This window comes from Enterococcus sp. 2G9_DIV0600, assembly GCF_002140615.1.
Lineage (GTDB): Bacteria > Bacillota > Bacilli > Lactobacillales > Enterococcaceae > Enterococcus_D > Enterococcus_D innesii.
Window position 1 is genome coordinate 1,092,327 of record NZ_NGLL01000001.1, and the last position, 23,891, is coordinate 1,116,217.

Annotated in this window: 21 protein-coding genes and 1 pseudogene; 17 read left to right on the plus strand and 5 right to left on the minus strand. The window is 43.7% G+C overall.

What is annotated here, in order from left to right:
* Positions 1 to 86: 86 nt before the first annotated feature.
* The 7 genes and pseudogenes from A5870_RS05210 to A5870_RS17775 all read left to right on the plus strand — a co-directional run bounded on the left by A5870_RS05210 (position 87) and on the right by A5870_RS17775 (position 6,999).
* The gene (locus A5870_RS05210) at positions 87 to 686 is read left to right on the plus strand and encodes a YczE/YyaS/YitT family protein (protein WP_086292035.1); all 600 of its coding nucleotides are present in this window, start codon (positions 87 to 89) and stop codon (positions 684 to 686) included.
* Positions 687 to 874: 188 nt separating this feature from the next.
* Positions 875 to 2,095: an MFS transporter gene (locus A5870_RS05215; protein WP_086292036.1), complete on the plus strand. Its 1,221-nt coding sequence runs from the start codon at positions 875 to 877 to the stop codon at positions 2,093 to 2,095.
* 123 nt (positions 2,096 to 2,218) lie between these two features.
* A complete protein-coding gene (locus A5870_RS05220) occupies positions 2,219 to 3,550 on the plus strand; it encodes an APC family permease (RefSeq protein WP_010747783.1) in 1,332 nt (443 codons plus the stop codon).
* The gene (locus A5870_RS05225) at positions 3,547 to 4,506 is read left to right on the plus strand and encodes a D-2-hydroxyacid dehydrogenase (RefSeq protein WP_086292037.1); all 960 of its coding nucleotides are present in this window, start codon (positions 3,547 to 3,549) and stop codon (positions 4,504 to 4,506) included. The genes A5870_RS05220 and A5870_RS05225 overlap by 4 nt, the downstream gene beginning before the upstream one ends.
* A 164-nt stretch (positions 4,507 to 4,670) precedes the next feature.
* A complete protein-coding gene (locus A5870_RS05230; protein ID WP_086292038.1) occupies positions 4,671 to 5,702 on the plus strand; it encodes a YibE/F family protein in 1,032 nt (343 codons plus the stop codon).
* Positions 5,699 to 6,460, plus strand: a complete 762-nt coding sequence (locus tag A5870_RS05235) for a YibE/F family protein (protein WP_077452746.1) — start codon at positions 5,699 to 5,701, stop codon at positions 6,458 to 6,460. The genes A5870_RS05230 and A5870_RS05235 overlap by 4 nt, the downstream gene beginning before the upstream one ends.
* Before the next feature lie 17 nt (positions 6,461 to 6,477).
* Positions 6,478 to 6,999: pseudogene (locus A5870_RS17775) on the plus strand (GNAT family N-acetyltransferase).
* Positions 7,000 to 7,081: 82 nt separating this feature from the next.
* Here A5870_RS17775 and A5870_RS05245 read toward each other — a convergent pair.
* Entirely contained in the window at positions 7,082 to 8,080 is a 999-nt protein-coding gene (locus tag A5870_RS05245; RefSeq protein ID WP_086292039.1) for a LacI family DNA-binding transcriptional regulator, read from the minus strand.
* Positions 8,081 to 8,331: 251 nt separating this feature from the next.
* Between A5870_RS05245 and A5870_RS05250 the strand changes: the two genes are divergently transcribed.
* The 4 genes from A5870_RS05250 to A5870_RS05265 all read left to right on the plus strand — a co-directional run bounded on the left by A5870_RS05250 (position 8,332) and on the right by A5870_RS05265 (position 13,910).
* Positions 8,332 to 9,603: an extracellular solute-binding protein gene (locus A5870_RS05250; protein WP_081118197.1), complete on the plus strand. Its 1,272-nt coding sequence runs from the start codon at positions 8,332 to 8,334 to the stop codon at positions 9,601 to 9,603.
* 139 nt (positions 9,604 to 9,742) lie between these two features.
* On the plus strand, positions 9,743 to 10,978 hold the full coding sequence (locus A5870_RS05255) for a carbohydrate ABC transporter permease (RefSeq protein WP_016613570.1): 1,236 nt from the start codon (positions 9,743 to 9,745) through the stop codon (positions 10,976 to 10,978).
* Between the two features lies 1 nt (position 10,979).
* Positions 10,980 to 11,834 carry a sugar ABC transporter permease gene (locus tag A5870_RS05260; protein ID WP_081118196.1) on the plus strand — a complete coding sequence of 285 codons (855 nt, stop codon included), beginning with the start codon at positions 10,980 to 10,982 and terminating at the stop codon, positions 11,832 to 11,834.
* A gap of 9 nt (positions 11,835 to 11,843) precedes the next feature.
* Entirely contained in the window at positions 11,844 to 13,910 is a 2,067-nt protein-coding gene (locus A5870_RS05265) for a beta-galactosidase (RefSeq protein ID WP_086292040.1), read from the plus strand.
* 82 nt (positions 13,911 to 13,992) lie between these two features.
* Here A5870_RS05265 and A5870_RS05270 read toward each other — a convergent pair whose 3' ends face one another.
* The gene (locus A5870_RS05270; RefSeq protein WP_061054396.1) at positions 13,993 to 15,507 is read right to left on the minus strand and encodes a flavocytochrome c; all 1,515 of its coding nucleotides are present in this window, start codon (positions 15,505 to 15,507) and stop codon (positions 13,993 to 13,995) included.
* Between the two features lie 572 nt (positions 15,508 to 16,079).
* Here A5870_RS05270 and A5870_RS05285 point away from each other — a divergent pair.
* Both A5870_RS05285 and A5870_RS17755 read left to right on the plus strand, forming a co-directional pair.
* Positions 16,080 to 16,802 (plus strand): metal ABC transporter ATP-binding protein, encoded by a 723-nt coding sequence (locus tag A5870_RS05285; RefSeq protein WP_086292042.1) that lies wholly within the window; start codon positions 16,080 to 16,082, stop codon positions 16,800 to 16,802.
* Between the two features lies 1 nt (position 16,803).
* On the plus strand, positions 16,804 to 18,561 hold the full coding sequence (locus tag A5870_RS17755; RefSeq protein WP_081118193.1) for a metal ABC transporter permease subunit: 1,758 nt from the start codon (positions 16,804 to 16,806) through the stop codon (positions 18,559 to 18,561).
* Between the two features lie 28 nt (positions 18,562 to 18,589).
* Here A5870_RS17755 and A5870_RS17285 read toward each other — a convergent pair whose 3' ends face one another.
* The 3 genes from A5870_RS17285 to A5870_RS05300 all read right to left on the minus strand — a co-directional run bounded on the left by A5870_RS17285 (position 18,590) and on the right by A5870_RS05300 (position 20,648).
* Positions 18,590 to 18,763 carry a hypothetical protein gene (locus A5870_RS17285; protein WP_170924028.1) on the minus strand — a complete coding sequence of 58 codons (174 nt, stop codon included), beginning with the start codon at positions 18,761 to 18,763 and terminating at the stop codon, positions 18,590 to 18,592.
* A gap of 134 nt (positions 18,764 to 18,897) precedes the next feature.
* Complete coding sequence (locus A5870_RS05295) at positions 18,898 to 19,758, minus strand: metallophosphoesterase (protein WP_086292043.1); 861 nt, start codon at positions 19,756 to 19,758, stop codon at positions 18,898 to 18,900.
* 173 nt (positions 19,759 to 19,931) lie between these two features.
* On the minus strand, positions 19,932 to 20,648 hold the full coding sequence (locus A5870_RS05300; protein ID WP_077452735.1) for a hypothetical protein: 717 nt from the start codon (positions 20,646 to 20,648) through the stop codon (positions 19,932 to 19,934).
* Positions 20,649 to 20,833: 185 nt separating this feature from the next.
* On the opposite strand from A5870_RS05300, the gene A5870_RS05305 reads away from it, so the two are divergent.
* The 4 genes from A5870_RS05305 to A5870_RS05320 all read left to right on the plus strand — a co-directional run bounded on the left by A5870_RS05305 (position 20,834) and on the right by A5870_RS05320 (position 23,783).
* Positions 20,834 to 21,604: a TatD family hydrolase gene (locus A5870_RS05305; RefSeq protein WP_086292044.1), complete on the plus strand. Its 771-nt coding sequence runs from the start codon at positions 20,834 to 20,836 to the stop codon at positions 21,602 to 21,604.
* Positions 21,597 to 22,169, plus strand: a complete 573-nt coding sequence (gene rnmV / locus A5870_RS05310; RefSeq protein WP_077452733.1) for a ribonuclease M5 — start codon at positions 21,597 to 21,599, stop codon at positions 22,167 to 22,169. The genes A5870_RS05305 and rnmV overlap by 8 nt, the downstream gene beginning before the upstream one ends.
* Positions 22,166 to 23,053 (plus strand): 16S rRNA (adenine(1518)-N(6)/adenine(1519)-N(6))-dimethyltransferase RsmA, encoded by an 888-nt coding sequence (gene rsmA / locus A5870_RS05315; RefSeq protein WP_086292045.1) that lies wholly within the window; start codon positions 22,166 to 22,168, stop codon positions 23,051 to 23,053. Before rnmV ends, rsmA begins: the two co-directional genes overlap by 4 nt.
* 118 nt (positions 23,054 to 23,171) lie before the next feature.
* A complete protein-coding gene (locus A5870_RS05320) occupies positions 23,172 to 23,783 on the plus strand; it encodes a hypothetical protein (protein ID WP_005225537.1) in 612 nt (203 codons plus the stop codon).
* Positions 23,784 to 23,891 lie beyond the last annotated feature (108 nt).

The following is a 23,891-nucleotide window of genomic DNA, read 5'->3' on the forward strand; positions in this document are numbered from 1 at the left end:
ATCCGGTTTTTGTGATTAAATGATAGTAATTGTGACGCTTTCACGGTAAACTAAGAGAGGAAAAATAAAGAAGAGAGCGTGATGTTGTGAAAGAAACCAAAAAATTTGCACAAGTTTTGATAGGTACCGGGCTGATTGCGCTAGCCATATCCTTATTGATCACCGCCCATCAAGGATATGATACGATCAGTACGTTTTTACTAGGAATTTTGAATTTTGTCGATGTCCCCTTTTGGATTGCCAGTTTGTGTTTTAATATTGTTGTTTTGTTGATCGTTGCAGTCTTTGATCGTGCTGAATTAGGCATTGGCAGTTTTATCAATGGGATCGGCTTAGGCCTGTTGATTGGGATCTTTGAACCAGTGATGGACAAAGTATCGATTCATTTGCCTTTCTACCCGTGGATCGCTATTTTCGCGGCACCGATCTTATTCGGGATCGGCGCCGGTATCTACGTTTCTTCCAACAAAGGTTCAGCCGCACTTGAAGCCTTGACGGCCTTGATCTACAAACGAAGCAAATTGACGCAAAAAACGATCCGTATCGGCTTGGATGCAGCCATGGTCTTGATCGGTTTTGCGTTAGGCGCCAGTGTGGGGTTAGGTACTCTCTTGTGTATCGTCTTTATTGGCCCAATCTTTGAAGCCACCATGAAAACCATCGCTGCTCGAAAGAAAAATGCCTAGCCTTGAGAATAAGTCGGAAAAAGCTGTCTGTGAGGGCAGCTTTTTTGCTGCTTCCATTTAAAGGAATTATCTGAAGGGAGAGGAATCCTGATTTCCTTAAGATTCTCTGGGTAAAAAAAGTGTTTTCTCCATGGTTACGGTCTTATTGGACTTGGTATACTGATAAGACGAGTAAAGGAGAAGTGAAAATGAAAAGTTATCGTTCGACGATTGCAGCTTGCTTTGTAGGGTACATCGTTCAAGCCGTGATCAATAATTTTGCCCCCTTATTATTTTTGACCTTTCAAAGCCAATACCAGCTGCCGATCAGTCAGATCACCTTGTTGGTCAGTTTTAACTTTTTGACCCAGTTAGCCGTCGATTTTGCAGCGATCTTTTTTGTAGACCGCATCGGCTATCGTATTTCGATCGTAGCGGCGCATTTTTTTGCAGCGATCGGCTTGATTGGTTTAGCTGTTTTTCCCTTATGGTTTCCGACTCCGTTTAGCGGGCTGTTAGCAGCGGTTTTGTTGTATGCCATTGGCGGTGGCTTGTTGGAAGTCTTAGTCAGTCCCATCGTCGAAGCCTGTCCGACGGAACATAAAGAAAAAACCATGAGCTTGTTGCACTCGTTTTATTGCTGGGGGTATGTTGGAGTCGTTTTGCTCTCGACGGCGTTCTTCATGGTGTTCGGTATTCAACAGTGGCCGATTTTGGCGATCATCTGGGCGCTGATCCCGTTGGTTAATTTGTTTTTCTTTACCAAAGTCCCGTTGGCGCCAATTGTTGCCGAAGGAGAACGAGGCTTGACCACTCGACAGCTCTTTTCTTTGAAAAGCTTTTGGCTGTTTCTGGTGATGATGGTCTGTGCCGGAGCCAGCGAACAAGCGGTCAGTCAATGGGCATCGACGTTTGCTGAACAGGGCTTAGGCGTTAGTAAAACGCTAGGCGATTTGGCAGGGCCAATGGTTTTTGCCTTAATGATGGGGATCTCGCGCTTGCTTTACGGCAAGTTCGGGGAACGGATCGATTTGAAACGCTTTATGTTTTTGAGTGTTTTGCTTTGTCTACTGGCGTATATGATGATCGGCTTTGCTTCATTGCCGTTGATCGGGTTCATTGGCTGCGGCTTAAGCGGTTTTGCCGTAGGGATCATGTGGCCAGGGGTCTTTAGTCTTTCTGCGCAATACATTCGCAACGGCGGGACGGCGCTATTTGCATATTTGGCATTAGCGGGAGACCTAGGGTGTTCAATCGGCCCTGCTGTCGTTGGTAGCATCGTTGAATGGACGGGACAGCAGCTACAGGTCGGGATTCTAGGGGCGATCGTTTTCCCAATCATCTTGCTGGTAGGAATTTATTTGGTTCAACAAATGCACAAAAAGCGGCAGCTTCCGTTGTTCGTTTTTCAGGAATCCACAAAAGAATAAAAAAATTTTAGAGCAAATGCCGTCTTTTCATGGTATTTGCTTTTTGTTTTCTGAAATTCCTCTAGTCAAGATAGTTTCTATCCGCTATACTTTGACTTATTCATTTAAAAAGGAAGTGATGTTGTGAAAAGTCAATTGAAAAAAGAAATCAGTTTTTTTGGGGCATTATCGACAGTAATGGGAACGGTGATCGGCGCCGGCGTGTTTTTCAAAGCAGCGGCTGTGGTTCAGCAGACGCAATCGACTGGATTGACCTTGTTGGTCTGGCTGCTTGCCGGCTTTCTAACGATTTGCGGTGGTTTGACCGTGGCAGAATTAGCGACGGCGATTCCTGAGACTGGCGGACCCATTCGATATATTGAAAGAATTTATGGAAAATTACCCTCCTTTTTATTAGGCTGGGCACAAAGTATCATTTACTTTCCAGCGAATGTTGCGGCTCTAAGTATTATTTTTGCGACCCAGTGTTTGAACTTATTTCATCTACCTAGCAATTATTTGCTTCCTTTATCGATTTTGACCGGAACGAGTGTGACCTTGATCAATCTTTTGGGAACAAAAGCCGCTGCTCAAGTCCAGTCGGTCACATTAGCAGTCAAGCTGATCCCGATTGCGGTGATCATCGTGGCTGGCCTATTGACACCCGGGCAAGTCTCGGTGTCATTGGTGGATTTTTCTTCCAATACTCAAGGTTCGCTTGCGGCTGGTATCAGTAGTGCTCTCTTAGCAACCCTTTTTGCTTATGATGGTTGGATGGGCGTCGGCAATGTCGCTGGAGAAATGAAGCGACCCGAAAAAGATTTGCCTAAAGCCATCATCTTTGGATTGAGTTTTGTCACCTTGGTGTACGTGTTGATCAATGTTGCCTTTTTAAAAACATTGCCGATCGATCAAATCGCTGGTAATTTGAACAGTGCCTCAGAAACTGCGATGGCCTTGTTTGGCAGCTTTGGCGGAAAACTGGTCACGATCGGTATCTTGATCTCTGTTTATGGCGCATTGAACGGCTATACAATGACTGGCTTGCGGGTCCCATATGCCATGGCGTTAGAAGATGAGATTCCTTTCAGCAAGACCTTTGCGACCTTAAGTAAAACCACCAATGCACCTTATGCGGCGGCCTTTTTACAATTAGGCATCGCTTGTATCATGATGCTTTTAGGCACCTTTGATCTCTTGACCGATATGCTGGTTTTTGTTATGTGGTTCTTTAGTGTATTATTATTTGTAGGAGTTTTTCGTTTGCGAAAAACAGAACCGCAGATGAAGCGTCCGTATAAAGTTCCCTTCTATCCAATCATTCCCTTGATTGCGATCTTAGGCGGCTGTTTTATCTTGATCATGACCTTGATCACTGACACGTGGTTAGCAGTCGTGGGAATCGGTGTGACGTTACTAGGAATTCCCGTTTTTTATGGAAAAGCAAAAGGAAAAGCGAGAGGAGCGAAAGAATGAAGATCGTTGTACTTGATGGCTATGCGTTGAATCCAGGAGATTTGTCTTGGCACGGGTTTGAAGAATTAGGAGAGGTGACGGTGTATGATCGTACCTCGTATACAGATAAACAAGAAATTATTGAGCGAGTCGGCGATGCCGAAGCGATTTTGACAAATAAAACACCGATCACCGCTGATGTGCTCAAAGCATGTCCGCAATTGACCTACATTGGGGTCTTAGCAACTGGATACAATGTCGTTGATTGGGCAGCAGCGAAGGAACAAGGAATCACCGTGACCAATATTCCTAGCTACAGTACCAATGCAGTGGCACAAGCGACCTTTGCTTTGCTACTAGAAGTGACGAATCAAGTGGGACACCATAATCGTTCCGTGCATCAGGGCGACTGGCAAACCAGCAAAGATTTTTCTTATTGGCAGACACCATTGATGGAATTGGCAGGCAAAACGATTGGGCTGATTGGATATGGTGCGATCGCTCAAGCAGTTGCCACGATCGCACATGCGTTTCAATTGAAAGTAATCTACTTTAATCATCGACCAAAACCAGCACAAGCTGCTTGGGCAAAACAAGTTTCGCTGGCGGAACTGTATCAAGAAGCAGATATCATTAGCCTTCATGTTCCACAGTTTCCTGAGACAGAAAAAATGATCGATCGCACAGCATTGGCACAAATGAAACCTTCTGCGATCCTGATCAATACCGCCCGTGGCGGCTTGATCGATGAATCGGCAGTTGCTGAAGCGCTGAAAACCGGGCAGATCGCAGCCTTGGCGGCAGATGTCGTCTCGAAAGAACCGATCGCAGCTGACAATCCCTTATTACAGGCGCCAAATTGCTATTTGACACCGCATATCGCTTGGGCACCCGTCGAAACCCGTCGTCGTTTGATGGGGATCGCTGTGGCGAACTTAAGCGGTTTTAAAGCAGGTACACCGCAAAATGTCGTGTAAGCAAAACGAGCAAAAGGACTTTGACAAAGCAGGAGACTAGCAAAGCAGTTAGTCTCGCCGACACAGTAACCATTTCGACCAGTCATCCAGCCTCACAAGGTGATTGGTCGTAGGACTGGTGGTTTGTCTAAGTCTTTTTTTGCTGAAAATGAAAGGAGACGGTCTTGAAAAAGTATTATTATCTAGTGGCCTTTGTTAGCGTGCTGGTCTTTAGCTGGCTGATCCAAACCCAAAGTAGCCGCTTTTATGCACAGCCGATCATAGAAGTACAAACGGTTCAAGTCACCGCCGACCAGCAGCAGATTCAAGGGATCCTTCGTAACGGAGAAGAAGCTGGGGTACTACGGACAGTCATTACAGAATACACGCCCAACGGTGCGATTCATCCGTTGTATCAGACCGGACAACAGCTGCTTTTGCAAAAAGAAGGGGATGGCTGGCAGGTACAAGCACAAAAACGGGATGGGTATCTCTTTTTCTTCCTTGCCTTATTCCTGATGGCAGTAGTCGCAATTGGTGGCAAAAAGGGCTTGCGGGCTTTACTTAGTATCTTTGTGAATACTGGCTTGCTGCTCCTTTTTCTGTGGTTTCACAAAGGCAACAGCTCCTTTTCATTGGTCTTTTTGATGATCGTTTTTACGATCGTCTCGTTGGTTTTGACGATGGGGATTTCCTATGGCTTTCGTACGATCGACAGCCGCAAAATCATTGCCTCGTTAGCCAGCGTCCTCTTGGCGTTTTTTCTCTGTCGGTTCGCCATGGATCTTTTGCAAGATCATGGGTTGCGCTATGAGGAAATGTCGTTTCTGACCCGTCCGTATCGCAGTGTCTATCTAGGGAGTCTGCTGATTGGCGCGATTGGTGCCAGCATGGACAATATCGTCATGCTGATTGCCAGTTTAGATGAGATCCAACGCATCAATCCCCAGACGAGCCGCAAGGAACGATTAGCGATCGGTCGGTCCATCGCGCAAGATACGACTTCTTCGATGATCAATGTCTTGTTGTTTGCCTATTTAAGTGGGAGTATGCCAGCGCTATTGTTTTACCTAGCCAATGGCTGGCTGCTTTCGCAAGCATTGCCGATGCATCTTTCTTTAGAAATAGTGCGTACAGTATGCGGCGGCTTTGCGTTGGTTTTATCGGTACCGTTGACGCTCCTTTGTTTTGAAGTGCATAGGAGGAAAGCAAAATGACTGTTTTGTTTGTGTTGATCTTGCTTTTTCTCTTGTTGACTTTCGCTGTTTTTCGGATCGAAGGGCTGTTTCAAGTCACAGGTCTGTTTATGAATGTGGCCGTCTTTCTAGCGCTACTGGTTCTGATTGACCGAGGGGCACCGATTTTACCAGCGGCTTGTGTTGCCTTTTTAGCCGTGGCGGCGATCACCTTGTTTTTCGTGAACGGTGTCAATCAGAAAACCAAAATTGCCTTTGTCTGTGTGTTGGTCTTTCTAGGGCTTTTTCTACTACTATTTCCGCTTGTGCTCGCTGCAATGAATCTTCATGGGTTTTCGGCAGAGGAACTGGATGAGTTGGCGATGTATTCCTTTGATGTAGCCATCGATTTTAAGACATTGATGACCGCAATCATTTTGATGAGTTTTTCGGGGGCGGTGGCAGATGGGAGTATGGCGATCAGCACGGCGACCTTTGAACTTTTTCAAGCAAACCCGCAAGTCTCAATCAAGGCATTAAGTAAAAGTAGTATGACAGTGGTATCAGACGTATTGTCTTCGACGATCAATACCTTATTGTTTGCCTTTATGGGAAGTAATCTGGCGTTGATTGCGTGGTTTCAAGATTTATCGATCTCCTTTGGTGAAATGATCAATTCGAAGGCGTTCGTCTCAGAATTGATCGTTTGTTTGATCACGGGTCTGGCAGCGGTGATTATTTTACCCATCACCGCATGGGCAGCGAGTTGGTATTTTTTGAAAAGAAACCGAATGGAGTAGAAGGGAGCTAAACCACCATGGAACCACTAATTGAAACCAAGCGATTATTGCTGCGAGAAATGAGTCATGACGATCGTCCAGCGATTGAAAAGATTTTGCAAGATCCAGAAGTCATGATTGCTTATGAAGGACCCTTCAGTGAGCAGGAAGTCACTGGTTGGATCGACAAACAGCTGTAACGCTATCAAAACGATCACATTGGCTTGTGGCTAGTGATTGAGAAAGCATCCGGGCAAGCGATCGGTCAATGCGGTTTGACATGGCAAGACGTCAAGGGAGAAGCCGTTTTAGAAATTGGGTACTTGTTTCAAAAGAACTTCTGGCATCATGGGTTTGCCACAGAAGCCGCCCAGGCTTGTAAAGACTATGCGTTTGCAACGCTAAATGCCGCCATTGTTTATTCGATCATTCGTGAGAACAATCAAGCCTCCATAAATGTGGCATTGCGCAATGGAATGAAGCTGGTGGATCGCTTTGTTAAACACTATCGGCAAGTGGACATGCCGCATCTTGTGTATGCTGTGGCGAAAGAGAGGTGAAAAACGAAAGAATGCTTTTTTCGATTTAGACAATGAAACGCCCTTAGAAAGTTAGCTTTTTCTAACTTTGTAAGGGCGTTTTTTATGCTTGCGTAAAGCTTTTTCGCTCGATGAGTTCAGCCCCTAAAAGGACTGTTTTGGTGATCGCTCGAGGATGCACGATCTGATCCACCAATAAATCGATCGCGGTTTTGGCGATTTCCTCCACATCGATGTTAAACGTTGTTAGAGGGGGAGCCACAAATTTTGCGATCTCATTGTCGTTGATACTGATTAGTTCCAAACGATCAGGAATGATGATGGATTGTTCATTTAACGCTTGGAGCACACCAACTGCGATGGTGTCAGAAGCCACAAAGAGCGCCTCTGGCAAATCGTCACCAAGGGATTCCACCATTTTTTTCGCCAAACGATAGCCGGTTTCAACGGAAAAGTTGCCACCAGTAAACAAGAATGCCTCATCGAGGGCGTCTCGCTGAGCCAGCGTTTGACGGAAGATGACCTCGCGACTATCCATTTCTGCACGTTGGGTATCAGGATTTAGATAAGCACCACCAATAAAGCCGATTTTTCGGTATCCTTTTGTTAAAAATAGATCGATCGCCAGTTGCGTCATTCGATCAGTATCGGGTTTGACCGTATCGAACAGCTCTGGACAGGGGTTGATTTCCAAAAGGACGCCATAGGGACAAATGGATTTGAACTGCTGCGTTTCTTTCTCAGTGAAAGAGCCAATCCCAATAAACCCGGCGACTTCTTGCAGTGTTTCTAAAACATCATCTTCATGAGTGATCAGTTGAATTTCCAAATTGTTGATTTTCGCATATTTTTCTAAAGAGATTCGCAATTGTCGAAAATAGACATCTTGCAGCTCTTCTTGTTCTGTCAGCCAGAAAAGGACCGCGATTTTTTCTAGTGTTGTTTTTATTTTTGAGCGATCATAACCTAGTGATAAAGCGGTATGAATAATTTTTTGACGCGTATCGGCTGCGATCGACAACGATTCGTCGCCTTTCAATAATCGGGACACAGTCGCTTGTGAAAAGCCTGATTGCTCGGCAATTTTTTTTATTGTAACCAATCTTCTTCACCTCTTTCTTCTAGTATACGCTAACAACTTTACCAAGTAAATGAATTTACTAAATATATTTACTGAATAGTGAAAGTTAATAACGTAGAGGTATTTAGAAAAAAATATTTGTGCTGTCTCTTATACACATCTAGATGTGTATAAGAGACAGAATTAATTTAGTAAAACTATTTACATATTAAGTAAAATAATTTATTATAAACGAGAAGATAGCGTTTGCAAAATAAAGAAAAGGTGGAGAAATGATGATGAAAAAAATGTCTCGAGTTCTTTTTTTAAGTGTAGCAGCTTTAGGATTAGGTGCTTGCGGTCCACAAAGTGAAGGGACAGATAGTACTGCAGCAAATAGTGGCAGCGATAAGGACTATGATCTATTGGTCTGGGAAGACCAAGCAAAATCAGCTGGGATTGAAGAGGCAGTCAAACAATTTGAAGAAGAACACGATGTGACGATCAAAGTGGTCGAAAAAGCCTATGGTGGACAGATCGAAGATTTACGATTGGATGGACCCGCTGGTACAGGTGCGGATGTCATCACGATTCCTGGCGATCAAATCGGTACAGCCGTTACCGAAGGTTTGTTGAAAGAATTAACAGTCGATCAAACGCTACAAGATCTGTATACAGAATCAGCAATGCAATCGCAAATCGTTGACGGCAAAGTCTACGGCTTACCAAAAGCGGTTGAAACACAAATTTTGTATTATAACAAAGAACTAATTTCCGAAGAAGACTTGCCCCAGACAACGGATGAATGGCTGGAGTATTCCAAGTCTGTTTTAGGTGCTGACAGTTATGGGTTACTGGCATTATGGGATCAAATTTATTACGCACAAGGTGTATTGAGCGGTTATGGCGGGTATGTTTTTGGCGAGAATGCCGATGGATCCTATGACCCTGAAGATATTGGATTAGCTAATGAAGGCGCGATCGAAGGAGCAGACTATATCCAACAGTTTTATGAAGCAGGTGTTTTTCCATCGGGATTGGTCGGTGAACAAGGAATCAATGTGTTGGACTCTTTATTTACGGAAGGAAAAGCTGCAGCTGTCATCTCGGGACCATGGAACTTGTCTCCTTATAAAGAAGCTGGCATCGACTATGGTGTGAAAGAATTGCCATTATTAGGCAATGGTGAACATATGGGCTCCTTTATCGGTGTCAAAAGCTACAACGTAAGTAGCTATTCCCAAAACCCTGAATTAGCTGAAGCGTTCGTCAAATTTATCAGCAATGAAGAAAACTCAAAAGTTCGTTATGAAAAAACACAGGAAGTACCAGCGGTTGCTTCTTTGGCAGATGATCCAGCAGTTCAAGAAAGTGAAAGTGCTGCAGCCATCGCCGCTCAGTCCCAACACGCAGAACTAACGCCTGGGATCACTGAAATGAATTCAGTATGGGAACCAATGGATGCCGCATTGCAAACCATTGCTACTGGAAAGGCTGAACCGAAAACAGCTTTACCACAAGCAGTTGATCAGATCAAATCAGCCATTGCGGCAATTCAAAACTAAAAAGTCGTTACGAGGACAAACGTTTCGGATGGTGATTCAGCACTAGGAATCAAGTAATGCCGAACGAAACGTTTGTCAGCGGCTTTTTCTTACAGGGGGCGAAAATGTGAAAAACACGCAGTCGTATGCAAAACGAGCAATGCTATTCTCGATAATACCAGGATTCGGTCAATTTTATAATCGGCAAAAAATCAAAGGCGCTTTATTTTTCTTCTTTTTTGCTATGTATCTTGTCGTCTTTAAAGATTTATTTAATATGGGACTTTGGGGCATCGTGACATTAGGCGTGGAAGTGCCGAGAGACAATTCCATCTTTTTATTAGCAGAAGGATTAGTTGCCTTGATCGTCATTGGTTTTGGTCTGTTGTTCTATTATTTAAACATCCGTGATGCCTATAAAAACGGCGAATTAAGAGACAATGAGCTACCAGTCAACTCTATCCGTGAAAGCTACCAGGCACTATTAAGAGAAGGCTATCCTTATTTAATGAGTAGCCCAGCATTTTTCTTACTCGTGTTTTCTGTTATTTTTCCGATTCTCTTTAGTATCGCGTTAGCTTTTACGAACTATGATCTGTATCATTCTGCACCTGCCAATTTAGCAGATTGGGTGGGATTAGAGACCTTTAAGAAGATTTTTACTGTCGATATTTGGCGTAGTACCTTCTTCAATGTTCTAGGCTGGACAGTTATCTGGACCTTGATCGCCTCAACGTTACAAGTTTCTATCGGAATATTTTTAGCGGTGCTGGTGCATCAAAAAGAACTACGATTCAAAAAGTTCTTTCGAACGATTTTGATCCTTCCATGGGCAGTTCCGGGATTTGTTACGATCTTGGTATTTTCAGGAATGTTCAATGATTCCTTTGGTGCGATCAATAATACGATTTTGAATTTCTTCCAGATTTCACCGATTCCTTGGCTAACGAGTGCGAATTGGACCCGTTTAGCTTTGCTACTGATTCAAGGCTGGCTAGGCTTTCCGTATATTTTTATCGTGACTACAGGGACGCTGCAATCCATTCCGGATGATTTGTATGAGGCGGCGACCATCGATGGTGCTTCAGCTATGCAAAAATTCCGACGAATCACATTGCCATTACTGCTTTATGCAATGGCACCGATTTTGATTACGCAATATACGTTTAACTTCAACAATTTCAATATCATTTATCTGTTTAATTCTGGTGGACCGGCAGTTCCTGGTTCGACCGCTGGTGGTACCGATATTTTGGTTTCATGGATCTATAAGCTCACGATGCAAAATAGTCAATATGCACTAGCAGCAGCATTGACGATTCTCTTATCGATCGTCGTGATCGCGATTGCTTTATGGCAATTCCGCCGAACAAATTCATTCAAGGAGGTTGGATAATATGAAGGCAGCAAGTATGAAAAAACAAAAATTTTTCCGCCTATCCTTGACGTATCTTGTACTGATTTTTACGGTAGTGGTGATCGTCTACCCTTTACTATGGACGATCGGTGCTAGTTTTAATCCTGGGAACAGTTTAGTAAGTACGAGTCTGATTCCGACGAGTCCGACATTAAGTCACTACACGAAATTGTTTGCTGGCGACAACTCGCTTTATTATAGTCAATGGTATCTGAATTCATTGAAAATCAGTGTATGCACCATGTTTCTGTCACTGATCTTTGTCTCCATGACGGCTTATTCCTTTTCACGGTTTCGTTTTACAGGCCGTAAAAATGGATTGATGCTGTTCTTACTCCTACAAATGATCCCGCAGTTCTCTGCCTTGATCGCAATTTTTGTATTGGCGCAAATGCTCGGCTTGATCAATAGCCATTGGTTGCTGATCTTGATTTACGTTGGGGGTCAGATTCCCATGAACACGTACTTATTGAAAGGGTATTTTGACTCGATCCCGTTAGATTTAGACGAGAGTGCCAAGATAGATGGCGCAAGCAATACGCGAATATTCTGGCAAATATTGATTCCTTTATCACGACCAATGCTGGCAGTCGTTGCTATGAATGGCTTTACTGGACCACTCGGGGACTTTGCCCTGTCTTCTGTGATTTTACGTAATCCCGAGTACTATACATTACCCATCGGGTTATACAAATTAGTCACGGATAAAATGGGAGCCAGCTATACGACTTTTGCGGCAGGGGCTATTTTGATCAGTATTCCGATCGCGCTCGTCTTTATTGCATTACAAAAACATTTTGTCTCCGGTTTGACCGCTGGTGGCACAAAAGGATAGGAAGAGAAGATGACAAGATATAACTTAGAAGAACGCTTTTTACATGGTGGGGATTATAATCCTGACCAGTGGCTAAATTATCCCGAGATCTTAGCCAAAGATTTAGAACTAATGGAAAAAGCTCATGCTAATACATTTTCCCTTGGTATTTTTGCTTGGAGTGCCTTAGAGCCAGCAGAAGGGGAGTTTCAATTTGAATGGTTAGACAAAATCATGGATGAGCTTGCCGAACGAAACAGTAACGTCATTTTAGCGACGCCAAGCGGCGCGCGTCCTGCCTGGTTGTCTAAAACATACCCTGAAGTTTTACGAACCAATGAAAAACGGGAAAAAATGTTACACGGCGGGCGACACAATCATTGCTTTTCTTCACCGATCTATCGTGAGAAAGTGGCGATCATCAATCGGAAATTAGCTGAACGCTACCACGACCACCCAGCACTATTGATGTGGCATATATCCAATGAGTATTCTGGAGATTGTCATTGTCCCATTTGCCAAGAAAACTTTCGTCAATGGGTCAAGCAGAAGTACCAAACATTAGCAGCCTTGAATGAGGCCTGGTGGGGACCTTTTTGGAGCCATACCATCACCGATTGGTCGCAAATCGAATCTCCTTCGCCGATCGGCGAAATGCAAGTTCATGGACTAAATCTAGACTGGTATCGTTTTGTCACCGATCAGACCATTGATTTCTACGAACATGAGATCAAAGACATTCGCCGTTTGTCTCCAGATGTGCCAATCACAACGAATTTCATGGCAGATACCCGAGATTTGATTCCCTTTTATAGCCTTGACTATGGAAAATTTGCCCAACATGTGGATGTCATTAGTTGGGATTGTTATCCTGCTTGGCACAATGATTGGGGAACAACCGCTGATTTGGCAAGTAAGGTTGGGTTTATCAATGATCAGTACCGTAGCTTGAAAAAGCAACCCTTTTTGATCATGGAATCAACCCCTAGTGGTGTGAATTGGCATCCAGTCAATCGCACGAAACGCCCCGGGATGCATCTGCTGTCTTCTATGCAATTTATTGCTCACGGTTCAGACAGTAATCTTTATTTCCAATGGCGAAAATCTCGAGGCTCCTCTGAGAAGTTCCATGGGGCCGTCGTGGACCATGACAACGACGAACAAAATCGTGTTTTTCAAGATGTAGCAGAAGTGGGGAAAGCCTTAGAAGAAATCAAAGAAATCAAGGGATTGCACAAAAAAGCCAAAGTGGCGATCATCTATGATTGGGATAACAATTGGGCGCTCAATGATGCGCAAGGTTTTGGTTTAGAGAGCAAACGCTACCCACAAACGTTGCAAGAACATTACCGCTATTTTTGGGATCATGACATCGCGGTTGATGTCATCACGAAAGACCATGACTTTGATGCTTACCAATTGATCATCGCTCCGATGCTTTACCTCTTACCAAAAGAAACTATGAAAAAATTTCAACAGTATACGAAAAATGGCGGGACACTGGTTTCCACTTATTTGACAGGGATCGTGAATGAAACGGACTTGACCTATTTAGGGGGCTGGCCCCAAGAGTTACAAGAACTGTTTGGAGTATCTGTGAAAGAAATCGATACGTTATATCCGAAACAAAAAAATCTGCTTTTAATGAAGGAGCAGCAGTACCAAATTCATGATTATTGTAGTGTTGTCCAAACAAACACTGCCCAAACGTTAGGGGTCTACGGTGCTGATTTTTATCAAGGTCAAGCTGCAGTGACCGTAAATGATTATGGTGAAGGGAGTGCCTACTATCTTGGGGGACGGACGGATCAAGCCTTTTTGGAAGACTTCTATCAAGAAGTAACACAACAGCTTCGCTTACAAAATGAGTGGGTCCGTCAAGGTTCAACGAACGTGTCGATCCAAAGTAGAGAAAGTCAGCAAGAGCAGCTCGCTCCGACCACCTATTATTTTGTGATGAATTTTTCCGAAGAAAATCAAGAAGTAGAGGTAGCAACTTCAGGAATCGATTTGCTTACTGGAAAAACGACAAACCAAAAGCTTCAGTTGGCGCCTTATGGGGTGCAGATCATCAAAGTGACAGCACCAGTTCAATAAAGACTATTGTGTCAATTAGATAAGAAAAAGAAGTACTTACGTTGATGAAAAACGTGAGTACTTCTTTTTTATAGAGAGTGTTTTAATTTTCTTGCGCAAATTCGGCAGCTTTTGTTCCTGCTTGGCGTCCGAAGATGATGATATCGGCAACTGCATTTCCGCCAATTCGGTTTTCACCATGCAACCCACCAGTTACTTCACCGGCTGCAAAGAGACCTGGAATGATCTCGTTATCCGTAGCGATCACTTCTGTGTTCGTGTTGATCTTCACGCCGCCCATCGTGTGGTGGATACCAGGAGCGATGGCGATGGCATAGTAAGGTCCTGTTGACAAATCGTTGTCCATTGCGGTGCTGCGTCCAAAGGCTTCGTCTTCACCAGCAGCCACACTGCTGTTCCAGGTAGCGATCGTTTCAGCAAGCGCTGCTTCTGGCATGTCCAATTCTTTTGCCAATTCTTCGATCGTGTCAGCGGATTTGACTAATCCTTGTTGCTCGTAAAAATCAATGGCTGTTACGCGTTCTTTGACACCTGCATCAAAAACTAACGTTGCTGATTTTTCAGGCAGGGCAATGATCGCTTCAGAGACTTTGTCTCGTGTTTCCATTTCATTGAAGAACCGTTCGCCTTCTTGATTGACCAAGATCGCGCCTTCTCCACGGACAGCTTCAGTGATCAACAGTGATTTCGACTGATCCACTGTTGGGTGAATTTGAATTTGTTCTAAATCAACCGTTTGTCCGCCTAATGCTTCGATCATTTTGATTCCATCACCAGTCGAACCCTCTTGGTTCGTTGTCACGTAGTCTGCCAATTCTGGTTTGTATTCGGTGATCATGTCGAAATTGGCACCGAAACCGCCTGTTGTAACGACAACTGCTTTGGCATCAATGGTTTGTTCGGTTCCTTCCACTTCAACGGTCACCCCGTTGACTTGACCATCTTCTTCATTGATTTCTTTGACATCGGCATTTACAAAAATTGGGATTTCCAATTCATGGATGTTGCGCATCAAGCCATCAACTAAGTATTCCCCAACAGCGGAACCATCCGATGGACGGTGCGTTCTTTTTTCACTCATCCCGCCAGTCGTAGTTAAGTTGTCTAAAGTGATACCCATGGAATCTAACCAATCGATTGCTTCTGCTGAATGATCCACAAAGTAACGCAACAATTCTTCATCATTGGTGTTGTGACCGCCAGCTAATGTTTCTTCATAGAATAGATCGTTTGAATCTTCGATGCCTTCTGCTTCTTGGAATTTGGTTTCTGAAGCGTTCATTCCTGCAGAAGATTTCAATGTATTCCCACCAGAAATTGGCATTTTTTCTAAAATAACTGGGTTTGCGCCAGCTTCCTTTGCTTGGATCGCAGCGGCCATTCCAGCGCCACCCGCACCGACGATCACGACATCGTAGCTGTCTGCAAGTTCGCTAGGGTCTGTGTATTCTTGACCAGATGCAGCGGAAGTTGCATCTGTTTCTTCATTAGCAGATGAACCAGTACTTGTGCTACTGCTTGTTTGTGAATCAGCGCCACAAGCACTCAAAGTTGCTAACGAGGTTAGGACTAATAGTGTTTGGAAAATTTTCTTCATTGTTTTTATTCCTCCTAAAACTTTTTCCAAATCAAAGACTAACATAGTTATCATGTTATTTTTAGGTTTTGTTCGAAAAATCACATAATAATTAGAAAAGTTTAATTTATAAAGCGTTTTAGTCGTGATGAAAGGGTTTCTTGGTCATCATAAAAAAGAGTGAATTCGTGAATTTCTAGAAAAAGAACAATTATTGATTCTTTGATTTGTTTGATTTTAATCATGAAGGGAGAAAACGAAGAGGATTCGATTTGCCTCTCTTCTGTTATTGAAAAAAGTACGTCACTGAGGTGCTGAGGAACGATCTCTTTTATTGAAAATAAATCAAACGCTTTGCGATCAAAAGATAGAAAAAAATTAGTGGAATCAGTATTTGTGGGCACCAATTTTTATTCAATAAATAGAGATAGAATCCTGGTTTTCAAGAACCATTGCCAAGAAATTGCGGTGTTTCTTAAAAAAATCAAGAGAACTGTCTTGCAAAACCAATCCTTTCTTGTATAATAAAAATAAGTTAGGTCTACCTAAAAAATAAATAAACTATCCTTAACTATGGAAATGGAGTGAAAATAATGATTACTTTTTCAAAGATATCCGCAGCTTATGATGGCGATCATCAAGTAATCTCGGATTTGTCGTTTCAAGTAGAAAAACCGGCGATCGTAGGGATCATCGGTCCAAATGGGGCAGGGAAGTCGACGCTGATCAAAGCGGCGTTGAAGTTGATCCCTTCCAGCGGGGACATGAGTGTCGACAAAAAAGCGTTAAAAGACTTCCAAAAGGAAATTGCCTATGTCGAACAAAAGACTGCGGTTGATTACACGTTTCCGATCACAGTCAAAGAAGTCGTATCTTTAGGCTTGTATCCTAAAATGCGCATGTTCCAAAGGATGTCGGCCAACGATTGGCAGAAAGTGACAGCCGCTCTGGCAGCGGTAGAAATGGAATCCTTTGCGGAACGTCAGATTGGGGAATTGTCCGGTGGGCAGTTTCAGCGGGTCCTGATTGCTCGAACGTTGGTGCAAGATGCCAACTATATTTTCCTCGATGAGCCCTTTGTAGGGATCGATGCCACCAGTGAAGCGATCATCGTCGGGCTGTTACGTAACTTGCGAGATGCTGGCAAGACGATTTTTATCGTTCACCATGATCTGGGGAAAATCACCGAATACTTTGATTACTTGGTTCTGCTCAATCAAACCCTGATCGCTGCGGGCCCAGTCAGTGAAGTCTTTACCGAAAGCAATTTGAAGCAAACATTTGGCGATGCGATCATCGTGAAAGGAGGCGTTTAACATGTTGACAAGCTTTTTTACCAGTTTAAGTAACTATCATTTCTTGCAAAATGCCTTGATCACGGCAGTCGCGATCGGAATCGTCGCAGGGGTGATCGGTTGTTTTATTATCTTACGAGGGATGTCCTTGATGGGGGATGCAATCTCTCATGCGGTCTTACCAGGGGTAGCCTTGTCTTATATCTTCGGCGTTCATTTTTTTGTCGGGGCGATCTTCTTTGGGATCTTGGCTTCCATGATTATTACCTATATCGCCAATAACAGCCTGATCAAAAGTGATACGGCGATCGGTATCACCTTTAGTTCGTTTCTAGCTTTAGGGGTTATCTTGATTGGGGTAGCAAACAGTTCGACTGATTTGTTTCACATTTTGTTTGGGAATGTGCTAGCGGTACAAGATAGCGACAAATGGCTGACGATCGCTATCGCTATCCTTGTGCTGGCAGTGATCATCCTTTTCTTCCGTCCACTGTTGATCACGTCTTTTGATCCGATGATGGCAAAGGCTTTTGGGATGAAAGTGCAAGCCTATCACTACTTATTGATGTTCTTGTTAACTTTGGTTTCAGTGACAGCGATGCAAAGCGTCGGAACGATCTTGATCGTGGCTTTATTAGTCACTCCAGCAGCAACGGCTTATTTATATACAAAACAATTGAAGCATATGATGGTCATCGCAGGGATTTTAGGTGGTTTCGCCTCATTTATCGGCTTGTTTATCGGTTACAGCTTTAATATTGCCGCAGGGTCAAGTATCGTTTTGACCGCAGGAGCCTTTTTCGTGATCGGTTTCTTGTTCTCACCAAAACAAAAGACCAGTCCAGTCAAGCGCTGGTCAGCGACAGCGGTTTTAGCAACAGCAGCGGTAGCCGGCGGCTTCTTTTTGGCACAGCAAAACGGACAGATGGCCCAAACAGAAGGGAAGCTTTCAGTAGTAGCGACCAATTCGATCATTGCTGATATTACGGAAAACATTGCCGGTGATCGAATCGATCTTCACAGTATCGTACCGGTGGGGCGTGATCCTCATGAGTATGAACCTTTAGTGGAAGATGTTCGAAAAGCGACCGATGCTGATCTTATCCTTTACAACGGCTTGAATCTAGAAACCGGTGGCAATGGCTGGTTTACCAAATTGATGAACAATGCCAATAAGGTAGAAAATGAAGATTACTTTGCCGTCAGTGATGGCGTGGATGTGCTTTATCTTTCTGATGATGAAGACCACAGCAAAGCCGATCCTCATGCCTGGTTGAATCTAGAAAACGGCATGATCTATGCCCGCAACATCGCTCAACGCCTGAGCGAAAAGGACCCTGACAATCGCTCTTTCTATGAAGAAAACCTTGAACGCTACTTGGCTTCATTAGAAGAACTGGATCAGCAAGCGAAGGAAAACTTCCAATCGATTCCCGAAGAGAAGAAATTGATCGTCACCAGTGAGGGAGCCTTCAAATACTTCTCCAAAGCCTACGGTGTACCGTCTGCCTATATTTGGGAAATCAATACCGAAGAAGAAGGTACCCCTGCGCAAATCAAAAACTTAGTGGATCAGCTGCAAAACTCAGCCGTCGCTTCCTTGTTTGTCGAAAGCAGCGTCAATACTCGTCCAATGCAAAGTGTTTCTCGTGATGCAGGCATCCCGATTTTCGGAACCGTCTTTACCGATTCGATTGCAGAGCCGGGAGAAGAAGGCGACAGTTACTATAACATGATGAAGTGGAATCTCGATACGATTTATCAAGGCTTGAATCAATAATGCAAAAAACATCCTTAGCTCGTTCTGGCTAAGGATGTTTTTTCGTCGTATTTTTGTGCTGGAGAAAAGCAAAGAGATAAAATCCGCAGCCCATCAAGGCAGCAAGAAATGCGATGACAGGAAAGTACAACCCCTGAAGGTATACATAGGCTGTATAAGCGAAGAAGGCGATCAAAAACCAGAGCGTTCCTGAGATGAGCATTTTTTGGTTCCTCCTAATTGTTTAAAAGTATTTATTTGGTATATTTTAACATGGTGGAAACAAAAAGAAAATCAGTGAATCGAACGTTTGCGGAAACGATTCGCTGATTTTTTCCCAATCACACCATTGAACAGTTAAGAAACGTTCGATTGCTGTTGCGGTTCTAGATGGTAATAAAGGATCTCTGGCGGGACGCCGAGTCGGGCGGGAATCTTGGTCATACCGACCCCACTGGAAACACTCAATAAGGTCTCCTTGCCTAAAAGGTAGAGCCCATCGGTATATTTCAACGCACCCTTCGTTTTCGCATAATAAAAAGGCAAGCGAATCTGCCCGCCATGGCTATGGCCAGACAGAATCAAGTCGTAGCTTGGCAGATTGGTGATCCGAGAAACATAATCGGGTTCATGGAGCAAAAGCAGCTGCCATTCTGCTAATGTTGCTTCATAGGTAAAACTGACTTTCGGACTTTCTATATCGATACCGACAATATTCATCGACGTCTTGTCATCAGAACCAAAAACCGACTCATTATCAAGTAAAGTAAACCCTGCATGCTGGTATATTTCCTTAACAAAGTAATGTCCGTCATTCAAATGGTCATGGTTCCCCATAACTGCGATCTTACCCAGAGGCGCTTGCAATTTTTTCAGCTTTTCGATCAGTCGCTTGGTTGAACGATGCGGCCATTTTTTATAATTATCGATCAGATCCCCCGTGATGATGATCAGATCCGGTTTGTTTTGGATCGTTGATCGAATGATGCGATTCATTCGTCTTGGTTTAAACCAACGAGAAAAATGAAGGTCGCTGATATGGGCGATCACGATATTGCTCTCTGCTTGGTAAAGGTCATAAGCTTTTGAAATATCTAAGACGGTGCGCTTGTCTTTTTTTATGAGATAATGCCGTTGTTTGAGAAGATGCGGTTCAATAATAAAGGAGTAAACTAGCAAGCCCGTAAGGAGGAATGCAATAAGAATGAGGGTGTACATGGCGTGGCTCCTTTTTTGATTTGCTAGTTTCTAGCATAGTAGATTCTTACAAAAAAAGCAATCATACGAAAGCAAAAATAACAAAAAATATCCATCGTATTTCGCTTGATTTTTCCATTAAAAAAGATACAAAAGAAGCTACAATAGCCTATCTTTTGTATCCTAGATCGCAATTATTTGATTTTCACCAATCGTTTGAAGCGTGCCTTGTGTTTGACGGGGATCAAAGCCATGACACAATCATAAGGGACGGAGATGATCGCCCATGCGAGACTTTTACTTGAAGCAAAGGGATAGTTTTGCTTTAAGACAAAATGGCCACTGATCAAGGCAAAACCGATACTACCGACCCACAGCCATTGCGGGTCCCAATTCGTAAAGTGCTGGAGGGCTGTGATCACAAAGGGATAGCCGTAAAAGTACAATGCAGTCAAAACGAAAGTGACGTTTTTGGTTAATTGACGCAGGGTCAGTAAGAAAAATAAGCCAGAAAGAACGATACCCAACGGCGGGAACAAACTAACTAAGAAGGAATAAACGATGCCCCATATGATCATGCCAGGTCCTTTGACGAGAGCGGCTAAGACAAAGACAAAAAGTAGGAATAAGAGCTGTTGCGAAAAACTTGCTGCTGTCAAAAGTCCGAAGAAACCAACCAATAACCAGTGAGAAAAAGTCGCTGTTTGATTCTTTTGTGGTGTCTGCTGCTGCAATTTTAGCCATGTAGCAAAATTCGGGAAATCTTGCTGGAAATTTCGCTGAAAGTCGCTGTTGAATGCTTGATGGGCATTTTGCTGCCGATAGTAATGATATTGATGTTTTAACGTGCCTTTAGCTGCTGCTTTTTGGCCAGAAAAAAAGCGGCCGGGATCAATTTTTGATCGTTCCATATTTCCACCTCCATACGATTTCGTTACCCTCAGTATAGAGAAAATCAGCTTCGGCGTCCTCCAACTTTGGGCGGATTTTTTTTGCTTGCTGAAAGTTTTCTTAAACTGCTGAAAAAAGCGGAGAGGATTCGTTTCTTAAACCGTCAAAATATGCTAGAGTATAGAAGGACTAAGGAGGAGATTTCATGATTTTTGATTCTCATACACATTTGAATGCCGAACAGTTTAACGAAGACATTCCCGAAACGGTCGCCCGTGCGCAAGAACTAGGAGTAACGGAGATGGCGGTCGTCGGTTTCGATCAGCCAACGATTGAAAAATCGTTAGCATTAAGTAAAGAATATCCTGGCATTTACAGCATTATCGGTTGGCATCCCACCGAAGCTGGTTCTTATACCCCAAATGTAGAAACCTATTTGCAAGAGCGCTTGGAACGACCAAAAGTCGTTGCCCTAGGTGAAATCGGTTTAGACTACCACTGGATGGAAGATCCGAAGGAAGTTCAAGAAAAGGTCTTTCGTCGGCAAATGGCGATTGCTCGTGAACATCAGCTGCCCATCAGTATTCATACCCGTGAAGCCTTAGAAGATACCTATGCGATCTTAGAGGATGAAAAAGTCCAAACGATCGGCGGCATCATGCACAGCTTTAGCGGGGATGGCGAATGGGCGAAAAAGTTCTTGGATCTAGGAATGTACATTTCCTTTAGTGGTGTCGTGACCTTCAAAAAGGCTACGGAGGTACAAGAAGCTGCGCAAGTTGTGCCACAAGATCGGCTACTCGTTGAGACTGATGCGCCGTATTTAGCCCCTGTTCCTTATCGTGGCAAGCGCAATGAACCCGGCTATACCCATTATGTAGTGGATAAAATCGCGGAGCTGCGGCAAGAAGCGGTCGCTGATGTTGCGACCTACACGACAAAAAATGCCCACCGCTTGTTTAGGATCAATGACTGATAAACCGAAAATCGAAGAAATCATTGTCGTCGAAGGCAAAGACGACACCCGCCGATTGCAAGAAGTGTTCGAAGTAGATACCATCGAAACGATCGGTTCGGCAATCGATGATACGATCCTTGATCAAATCGAGCACGCCCAAGAGACACGAGGGGTCATCGTGTTTACCGATCCCGATTTTTCAGGAGAAAAGATCCGCAAGATCATTATGGAAGTCGTTCCGGATGCCAAGCATGCCTTTTTACCACGCAGTCAGGCAGCACCGAAAAACAAAGGCAGTTTAGGCGTGGAACACGCCAGCCATGAAGCGTTGAAAGAAGCCTTGCGGAAAGTCGTAACCCCGATTGCTTCAAATGAAGCTAGCGAAGGGACCATTGATCGGCAACAGTTGTTAGCGTATGGCTTGATCGCAGGGGCTGGAGCGAAAGAGAAACGAGAGCGGTTGGGGGATCTTTTACGCATCGGCTATACGAACGGCAAACAATTAGAGAAGCGGCTGGCAATGTTTCGTATCACTGATGCAGAGCTGGCAGAAGCAATGAAAACAGTGGAGGAAGAATTGTGAAAGAAGAACGGGATATAGCAACCCCCTCAAGAACCAAAGAGATTTTAGCGAAACATGGCTTTACCTTTAAAAAAAGTTTAGGTCAAAACTTCTTAACAGAACCGAATATTTTACGGAAAATCGTAGAAACAGCAGGCATCAACGAGACGACAAACGTCATCGAAGTTGGTCCCGGGATCGGTGCGTTGACCGAACAGTTGGCAAAACATGCCAAGCAAGTGTTGGCGTTTGAAATTGATGATCGGTTGATTCCAGTGTTAGCCGACACAATGCAGCCATATCAAAATGTGCAAATCATTCATCAAGATGTCTTGCAAGCAGATCTGGCAACGACCATTCAGTCAGCATTCAGCGATACGGCTGCTTCATTAAAAGTTGTCGCAAACTTGCCCTACTACATCACTACGCCAATTATGATGCACTTTTTAGAGTCTCAGGTACCAGTAGATGAAATGGTCGTGATGATGCAAAAAGAAGTGGCTGATCGAATCTCAGCAGTTCCTGGGACTAAAGCCTATGGCTCGTTGTCGATCGCTGTGCAATACTACATGGAAGCAAAACTGGCATTCATCGTCCCGAAAACCGTTTTTGTGCCCCAACCGAATGTTGATTCGGCTATTTTGAAATTGACGCGTCGTTCACAACCAGCAGTCGCAGTCACCGATGAAAAAGAGTTTTTCAAATTAACGAAAGCAGCCTTTCAGCTGCGTCGTAAAACCCTTTGGAACAATTTGCAAAATAGCTATGGAAAAGATGACACAACCAAACAGTGGTTGGCAGACAGCTTAGAAGCAAGTGGGATCGATCCGAAACGACGTGGAGAAACGCTGTCGTTAGCGGAATTTGCCAAATTAAGCAATGAAATGCAAGCGCGTAAAGGATAACTTCAATAAAAACGGATGTTGAATAAACATTCGTTTTTTTGTGTCTTGACACCTCGTGGAAATACCAGTAGAATAAGCAAGACAGAACTGTCATGACACATTGAAGGAGAGAGTATAAATGAAAAATCATTCCATCCGCCATTTAACGATCGCTGCATTGTTGATCGGCATGGGGATCGTCATTCCCATGGTAATGCCCAAAATCGTCATTGGACCAGCATCTTTTACTTTAGCTAGCCACGTTCCCGTATTTGTGGCGATGTTCTTTTCACCAGCGATGGCGATCGCGGTAGCTTTAGGAACAACCTTTGGCTTTTTCTTAACACTGCCACCAATCATTGCTTTACGGGCATTGTCCCATGTTGTTTTTGCAGTCATCGGTGCCTTCTATTTACAGAAGCACCCAGATATTTTACTGAAAAATGGCAAACCCTCTTTATTGAATATCAAATTTCAGAGCTTTAACTTGATTATTGGACTGATTCATTCTGCCGTTGAAATGGCAGTCGTTGCCGCCTTTTACTTCACAGGAAATGTCCCGGGAACCGCATTTGATGGCAATTTCTACTATTTCTTGTTCGTTTTGATGGGGATCGGTGGCTTGATCCATAGCTTGATCGATTTCAATTTGGCTTATTTTGTTGCAGGTGCCTTAAGCAAACAATTTGATATTCGTTCGTTTTCGAAAGCAAAAGGACGCTTTATTCAGAAACAGAAGAAAGCGGCATAAGCGCCAGTTTGAATAGACCCGCTGCCTAAACGGGTCTATTTTTTTGTGTTTAGATTAAGAAAATACTCCTTCCTAATAAGTTTATTATAGTGAAATAATAAACAGAAA

Excerpts from the sequence above, each read along its gene's own strand:
- A5870_RS05215 (WP_086292036.1), top strand. The coding sequence starts at position 875 with ATGAAAAGTTATCGTTCGACGATTGCAGCTTGCTTTGTAGGGTACATC.
- A5870_RS05225 (WP_086292037.1), top strand. The coding sequence starts at position 3,547 with ATGAAGATCGTTGTACTTGATGGCTATGCGTTGAATCCAGGAGATTTG.
- A5870_RS05235 (WP_077452746.1), top strand. The coding sequence starts at position 5,699 with ATGACTGTTTTGTTTGTGTTGATCTTGCTTTTTCTCTTGTTGACTTTC.
- A5870_RS05250 (WP_081118197.1), top strand. The coding sequence starts at position 8,332 with ATGATGATGAAAAAAATGTCTCGAGTTCTTTTTTTAAGTGTAGCAGCT.
- A5870_RS05255 (WP_016613570.1), top strand. The coding sequence starts at position 9,743 with ATGCTATTCTCGATAATACCAGGATTCGGTCAATTTTATAATCGGCAA.
- A5870_RS05260 (WP_081118196.1), top strand. The coding sequence starts at position 10,980 with ATGAAGGCAGCAAGTATGAAAAAACAAAAATTTTTCCGCCTATCCTTG.
- A5870_RS05265 (WP_086292040.1), top strand. The coding sequence starts at position 11,844 with ATGACAAGATATAACTTAGAAGAACGCTTTTTACATGGTGGGGATTAT.
- A5870_RS05270 (WP_061054396.1), bottom strand. The coding sequence starts at position 15,507 with ATGAAGAAAATTTTCCAAACACTATTAGTCCTAACCTCGTTAGCAACT.
- A5870_RS05285 (WP_086292042.1), top strand. The coding sequence starts at position 16,080 with ATGATTACTTTTTCAAAGATATCCGCAGCTTATGATGGCGATCATCAA.
- A5870_RS17755 (WP_081118193.1), top strand. The coding sequence starts at position 16,804 with ATGTTGACAAGCTTTTTTACCAGTTTAAGTAACTATCATTTCTTGCAA.
- A5870_RS17285 (WP_170924028.1), bottom strand. The coding sequence starts at position 18,763 with ATGCTCATCTCAGGAACGCTCTGGTTTTTGATCGCCTTCTTCGCTTAT.
- A5870_RS05295 (WP_086292043.1), bottom strand. The coding sequence starts at position 19,758 with ATGTACACCCTCATTCTTATTGCATTCCTCCTTACGGGCTTGCTAGTT.
- A5870_RS05300 (WP_077452735.1), bottom strand. The coding sequence starts at position 20,648 with ATGGAACGATCAAAAATTGATCCCGGCCGCTTTTTTTCTGGCCAAAAA.
- A5870_RS05305 (WP_086292044.1), top strand. The coding sequence starts at position 20,834 with ATGATTTTTGATTCTCATACACATTTGAATGCCGAACAGTTTAACGAA.
- rnmV (WP_077452733.1), top strand. The coding sequence starts at position 21,597 with ATGACTGATAAACCGAAAATCGAAGAAATCATTGTCGTCGAAGGCAAA.
- A5870_RS05320 (WP_005225537.1), top strand. The coding sequence starts at position 23,172 with ATGAAAAATCATTCCATCCGCCATTTAACGATCGCTGCATTGTTGATC.